The 6,519-nt window shown below is 66.7% G+C and carries 6 protein-coding genes; 4 read left to right on the top strand and 2 right to left on the bottom strand.

From position 1 onward, the window contains the following. Positions 1-315 precede the first annotated feature (315 nt). The gene (locus DQW06_RS15265) at positions 316-1,923 is read left to right on the top strand and encodes an ABC-F family ATP-binding cassette domain-containing protein (RefSeq protein ID WP_117198750.1); all 1,608 of its coding nucleotides are present in this window, start codon (positions 316-318) and stop codon (positions 1,921-1,923) included. A 78-nt stretch (positions 1,924-2,001) separates the two neighbouring features. Here the strand turns inward: DQW06_RS15265 and DQW06_RS28930 are convergent, their stop codons facing one another. Continuing rightward, entirely contained in the window at positions 2,002-2,172 is a 171-nt protein-coding gene (locus DQW06_RS28930; RefSeq protein WP_157983452.1) for a hypothetical protein, read from the bottom strand. Between the two features lie 180 nt (positions 2,173-2,352). On the opposite strand from DQW06_RS28930, the gene DQW06_RS28925 reads away from it, so the two are divergent. From DQW06_RS28925 to DQW06_RS15240, 3 genes are all read left to right on the top strand, one after another. Continuing rightward, positions 2,353-3,975: a hypothetical protein gene (locus DQW06_RS28925; RefSeq protein WP_157983451.1), complete on the top strand. Its 1,623-nt coding sequence runs from the start codon at positions 2,353-2,355 to the stop codon at positions 3,973-3,975. Between the two features lie 243 nt (positions 3,976-4,218). After that, the gene (locus DQW06_RS15245) at positions 4,219-5,202 is read left to right on the top strand and encodes a pentapeptide repeat-containing protein (RefSeq protein ID WP_117198742.1); all 984 of its coding nucleotides are present in this window, start codon (positions 4,219-4,221) and stop codon (positions 5,200-5,202) included. Between the two features lie 37 nt (positions 5,203-5,239). Next, entirely contained in the window at positions 5,240-5,575 is a 336-nt protein-coding gene (locus DQW06_RS15240; RefSeq protein ID WP_117198739.1) for a hypothetical protein, read from the top strand. Positions 5,576-5,736: 161 nt separating this feature from the next. On the opposite strand, the gene DQW06_RS15235 is transcribed toward DQW06_RS15240, so the two are convergent. Continuing rightward, entirely contained in the window at positions 5,737-6,321 is a 585-nt protein-coding gene (locus DQW06_RS15235) for a hypothetical protein (RefSeq protein WP_198662454.1), read from the bottom strand. Positions 6,322-6,519: the final 198 nt, after the last annotated feature.

Raw genomic sequence — 6,519 nt, 5'->3', positions numbered from 1 at the left:
GCGTCCATGACGCCGACCACCCATCGCGCCCCCGTGCGCGTGGTGACGTCCGCCCGCCTTCGAGAGCGGAGACGATCGGCACCCCGTCCGCGTGCGCGCGGCGACGGCCAAGGAGCCGTTGACGCGTTGACGGCTTCCGCCTCGTCCGCGTGCGCGCGGCGACGCCGATCCGACCGCCTCTTCGGCCCGCCACGGGTCGAACACGCACCCGCCCGGCACCACTCTGCCGGCGTTCGCGTGTTCCCCCGCCATCGACCCCGCCCCGCGGCCCGACCACGGAGTCGTCCGCCGCCGGGGACAAGGAGAGCTCCCAGCATGTCCACCAAGTCCGCCGTCACACTCACCGACCTCACCTTCGCCTGGCCGGACGGCACGGTCGCGATCGACCACGTGAGCGGCACCCTCACGACCGGGTGCACCGGGCTCGTCGGCCGCAACGGCGCGGGCAAGTCCACCCTGCTGCGCCTGATCGCCGGTCACCTGCGCCCCACCTCGGGGCGCGTCGACGCGGTCGGCGACGTCGGCTACCTCCCGCAGACCCTGACCCTGGGCACGGAGGCGACGGTCGCCGAACTGCTCGGCATCGACGCCACCCTCGCCGCGCTCCGCGCGATCGAGGCGGGCGACGCCGACGAACGCCACTTCGACGCGGTCGGCGACGACTGGGACATCGAGGCGCGCGCCGACGAGGCCCTGCACGAGATCGGGTTCACCGCCGCCGACCTCGACCGCCGCGTCGCGCAGGTCTCCGGCGGTGAGGCGGTACTCATCGCCGTCACCGGCATGCGCCTGCGGCGCACCCCGATCACCCTGCTCGACGAGCCCACCAACAACCTCGACCGGCCCACGCGGGCCAGGCTCGCCGCGTTCGTCGACACCTGGCCCGGCACCCTCGTCGTCGTCAGCCACGACCTCGAACTGCTCGAACACATGGACAGCACCGCCGAACTCCACGCCGGGAGCCTCGACGTGTTCGGCGGCCCCTACAGCGCCTGGAAGGAGCACCTCGAACAGGAGCAGGCCTCCGCCGTCCAGGCGGCCCGGTCCGCGCAGCAGGCCCTCAAGGTCGAGAAGCGCCAGCGCGTGGAGGCCGAGACCAAGCTCGCCCGCCGCGAGCGCACGGCCAGGAGGACGCAGAAGGACGGCGGCATCCCCAAGATCCTCGCGGGCAACCGGGCCAGCAAGGCGCAGGCCTCGGCCGGGGCGATGCGCTCGACCCTCGACGACAAGGTCCAGGCCGCGCAGGCCGCGGTCGACGCCGCCGACGCCCGCGTACGCGAGGACGAGCACATCCGCCTCACGCTGCCCGATCCGGACGTGCCGCGCGGCCGCCGCCTGGCGGAGTTCCACGCCGAGGGACGCACCGTCGTCGTCCAGGGTCCCGAACGCGTCGCCCTGGTCGGCCCCAACGGCGCCGGGAAGTCGACCCTGCTCCAGCAGCTCGTCCACGGCGGCGATCCGGTTCCGGGCCGCGCGCACGGCACGCTCCTGACCGACCGCGTGGGGTACCTGCCCCAGCGCCTGGACGGCCTTGACGACGCCGCGAGCGCGCTGGAGAACGTGCGGGCGGTCGCCCCCGGCACGCCGCCGGGCGAGGTCCGCAACCAGCTCGCCCGCCTGCTGCTGCGCGGGGACGGCGTCGACCGCCCCGTCGCCACGCTCTCCGGCGGCGAGCGGTTCCGCGTCTGCCTCGCCACGCTGCTCCTGGCGGAGCCGCCCGCGCAGCTGCTCGTCCTGGACGAGCCGACGAACAACCTCGACACCTCCAGCGTCGAGCAGCTCGCCGAGGCCCTCGACGCCTACCGCGGCGCGCTCCTGGTCGTCAGCCACGACCACGGGTTCCTGCGCAGGATCGGGATCGACACCGTCCTGGAGATCGGCCGGGAGGGCGGCCTGCGCCAGCGCGCCGAACTGGGGGACTGACACCGACCGGTGCCCGCCGGCGAGGGAACCGGCGGGCACCGGGGCGGGCCCGGTCCCCGGTCCGTCGGGCCCTTGTACTCATTGAGGGTTGATTGCCTGTTTCGAGGTGGACAGGACTCCTATGACCAGCAGTTCCGGGAGGCCGCCACGGACGCCACCGAACAACGGCACCGCCGGAGGACTGCCGCGGCCCTGTTCGAGCAGGTCCAGCTTCGCGACAGCCAGACCGCCCAGAAACTCGGTATCCACGACGTCCCACGATGCCCTCCTTGAGGTCACGTGATCCCAGGATCCAGACATCCGACCCCGAAAAACGCAGGACACACCAGAGCCTCCATCAGAGCCGGCACGAAATACTCCGCAAGGAATGGCCTGCTTTCTTACGAAAGGGGCAACACCGCGGGTGCCTGTCCGGCTACCTTGACCCCCATGGACCTGACCGGCTGCCCCTCCTGCTCGGCCACCCAAGGATTTCCATGCCGAAGCTCTGACGGTGCCACCCGTGTGCTACCCCACCCGGTACGGTTGCTGGCCGCGACCCTGCGCTGGCTCATCCCCCTTCTGGTCCGGTGGATCCCAGTACGGGAACGTTGGATCCTTGCCCGAGCCCTGATCACCCGCGACGACCCGCCCCCCGATGCGCCTACAGGTGATCAACCCGAATGGGATCGTGTCCGGCTGCGGCTGCTGTTCATCGGCGACACAGCCTGTCAGATCAACCACGACCTCAAGCAACCCCATCTGTTCGTCGACTTCACCGATCTCGCCACCTGCGCACGCGCCCTCGGTCGAGAAGCCAACGACGCCTACAAGCTCATCTGCCAAGCCAACACGACCCCGGGGCTACGCCTCGACCCCGGTGATGACCTGGCCGTCCTGCGCCACAGGATCGACGTCCGTCGAGGCGAACTCCTCGACGCCGATCTCGCACTGGCACACCGTGAAACTGATCCCGAAGCCGCAAGCTGGACGATCGGCTATCAACCCGATGGGGCCTTTCAAGCCCGCACCATCCACACCGATGGCACCGTACCGTGGACCTTGTGGGGAGCGGCCCCCACACCGTGGGCGGCGGCTCACACGGTCACCGGGTTCTTTCATGAGTGCCCGCCCGCACTCGTCTTCGCCCCGGCACCGACCACCGCCGACCGACCTTTGACCCCCCATGCCGTTCCCCGGAACCTGCCTCACAGTTCACAGCTGATCAAGCAGCTCCTCGCTCGCCGGGGTGTGGCCTACGACGAGCACATCGCCGCCTGCGTCAAGGCCAAGGGCCTGCTCGGAGCCGCGGTCGTAGAGGAGTATCTGGCCGAGCGTGCCCAGTCGCTCAACACCCACCATCCTCAGCTTGCTGATGCCGACAAGCTCGGAGATGTGGGCGCGCCCATCAACCGGGATCACGCAGGCTCCGTACAAACCGCTTACTGGGTGCCCACCTCCTTGGTCGTGGCTACAGGCAACCGTCCCTGGGGAGAGTTCGGCTCACACCGCCCCGAGGTACCCGAACAGATCGCTCATGGTCTTCGCGGCAGCGACAACCTGGAGGCCTTCACCGAGGAGCTGTTCGAAGGCGGGCCGATCGATCTCACCCGCATACCGGCGTGGGCAGGCCCCCTCTACACCGTGGGATCCAACGGCAACCACCGGACTCACGCCGCTCGCATGCTCGACCTGCCCTGGCTCGCGGCAGTAGTCCACTACAACCCGCCCGCCACCCGATGGGACCTGCTGGGCATTCTGGCTGGTGATCCGGAGGAAGACCACCACGTCAGCGACGAAAGATGGGAGCCGCGACACCACGAACGTCTGATGCTCATCGCCGGGCTCCTCCGACGCCGGATCATCCATGGAGAACTCGTCGGGCCCGACCCGAAGTTTCCCACTCTGGCCTGCCGATGGTTGCCTGCACCATGGTTGTTGCGTGAGGCCGTCTACACCACCCGCATCAACGCCGTCTACGAGGTCCTCTACCCCGGGGCGTTGCTCCGCCTGGGCATACCCGAAGGAGTGGGCACCGACCCTGAGGTTTGGACCGCATGGCTCACCACATGACCTCACACATCGAACAACTCACCCCCGCGAGCAAGAGTAGGTACCGGCAGAACACACCACGGGCAGAGGTTCGGTGACCAAGGGGCTGCTTTCCTGCCTACCTCATGCTTTGGAAGAGAAATTGCTGAAGCACAATCCCATCGCCTGCCAGGCGCTAGGGTGCAAGCAAGGCTCTCCGGAAAATGGGCGGGCCGCAGACGGTGATTTCGGTGCAGGGGTCCGCGTGGGAAATAAGGAGCGGGAATGAAAAATGAAAGAGTCCACAACTCCTTTGTTGGTGATAATTCGGGCGTTGTCATTCAGGCTGGAAAGGTTCATCTGGCATGCAGTGATATGTTCCAAGCTCGCACTAGCCTGACCGAGGCCACCCGGCAGCTGTTCGAGAGTCCACTAGTATTCCAGCTCGCAGCCCTGGATGAGCTGGAGGTTATAGGGTGCAAGTTTCCCGACCTCAGGCAAGCGGTCGTAGGCGTCGTGTGCGATTTTCTGCGCGAGAGAGCGCGTACGGACAACCAGCGCGTGGGCGGCAAGGCTCAGGAGATATTGAGCCGGAGGCTGTCGAGCTACGACTTCCACCAGGGCCGCTGTCCTCGCGGCGATTTAAAGCCCTGGGAGGATATGCGCATCGACCTGGGTGGGGCCCTGCTCCAAGACTTCTTCTTCATGGACGCGGAGATCGACCAGATCGATTTTACCCGAACCGAATTCCACGGGGAGACGCGGATGGAGGGTATGCGAGTCTGGGGGCAGGCAAAATTCGACGATGCCGTCTTCCGTGGGGCCGCGCACTTGGACGGGGCGCGCTTCGAACGCGGCGCTTCCTTCACGAATGCCATCTTCAATGACTACGCATATTTCCAAAGGTCCACGTTCGATAACTGGGCTGACTTTGTAGGGGTTAAATTTCAGGGCCGCGCAGTGTTTCGTGGTGTGAAGTTCCAAGGTGTATCCCATTTTGGGAATTCTTCATTCCACGTAGACGCCGTGTTCGAGAAGGCCGAGTTCGAATACGAAGCGTACTTCACGAACGCCGGATTCCCGCCAGATGTCTTGTTTGAAGGGGCAGTATTCGGCGACCTAGCTGACTTCACCGGGGTAGATGGATCCTGGGGTTTTTGCTTCTACAAAGCGAGGCTGATGAGCCCGTATCTACACCACCGGACCCCTTTAGGATGGGCCGTGCGGGAGCACGAAGGCGTGGGGTACATCCTGTCCGCGGAAGAGTGATGAACCCTCCAAAGAAACACGCCCCAAGGACCCTTCTGTGAGTCGATCCTGGCGAGAGCTGCTAGCCGCGCTTTTGAACAACCAGGACCTGGCCGAAGTCGATACCCAACGGGTGATGGGCCAGGTCATGGACAATGCCGCCGACCCAGCCGAACTGGCCGGACTCCTGGTCGCGCTACGCGCCAAGGGCGAGACGCCCCCTGAATGGGCAGGTCTGCTCGGCGCCCTCATGAAACGCGTGGTGCTCCTGCCAGTGGACGGGACACGGCGGCCGACATCGTCGGTACTGTCTCGTGCCGGGTTCTTTAGAGGCTGGTGTGTCCTGCGTTCTTCGGAGCCGGATTTCCGGATGCCGGGGCCACGTGACCCTTGAAGGAGGGCATCGTGGGACGTCGTGGATACCCCGCCGAGTTCTATCGCAGGGTTCCGGCCTCGTTCTCGAAGCAGGTCCACACCCCGTCACGGACCTCGCAGGCGCACACTGGGCGAGCCGCACGGCGACCGAGGGCTCGACCTCACCCAAAGCAGACGGACTCAGGTGTTGGCAGCGCCATAGTGCAGGACGCCGCCTCGTGGAAGCAGATATCCGATACCGCGCGTCTGCGGCAACTTCCCCGCCAGCGTCGACGAGTCGGTACAGCCGGAGACATCGAAACCGATGACTCCCAGGCTGAAGGGGGCGCTCTCGAAGGTTTCGGTTCCGATGGCGGCCAGCCACGCGTCCATCACGTCGGATCTGAAGAACGGCCGACCGTCCCAGTAGGAGAGACCCGTCTTGTCCAGCGCACCGACGGGGACGTAGAAGTCCAGCCAATCGTCGCTCTCACCACCGCCACGGATGGCCACACAACCACACACGACCGGTTGGCCTGTGGGCAGGCGGACCTGACCGCGAAGGTGCCCGAACTCGGCCAGTGAGCCGACCGTGCACGGGACAGGATCCTGTTCCCCAGGTTCACGGTCGGTCCGGCCGAAGCACCCGTGGACGTCCGCGGCGGACCACAGAGCACTCAGAACGGCTTGAACCCGGGCGTCGTCGCTCGACCCAACCTCTATGGCCAGCTCGTAGTAGCCACCGGACCAGTTGCTCTGGTCCCGGAAGGCTGCGGGGCTCGTCATGGCACGATCATGCGGCAGAGCCTCCCGTAACGCCACCCGCGTCCAAGTACACGGTCGAACCGAATGGGATGAGCCCTCGGGAGAGGAGCTCTACGCCTTAGGAGACCACCACGACACCCCCGCTCCGGGAGGACGTGGTCAGCGGCGGGCGGGTCGCGGCCGGGGTCCTGACAGACCTCGGCCACGACCGGCCATGGG

The organism is Nocardiopsis sp. TNDT3 (assembly GCF_003427465.1).
GTDB lineage: Bacteria > Actinomycetota > Actinomycetes > Streptosporangiales > Streptosporangiaceae > Nocardiopsis > Nocardiopsis dassonvillei.
The sequence above is the reverse complement of the archived record's forward strand: the minus strand, read 5'-3'. Positions and strand labels throughout refer to the sequence as shown.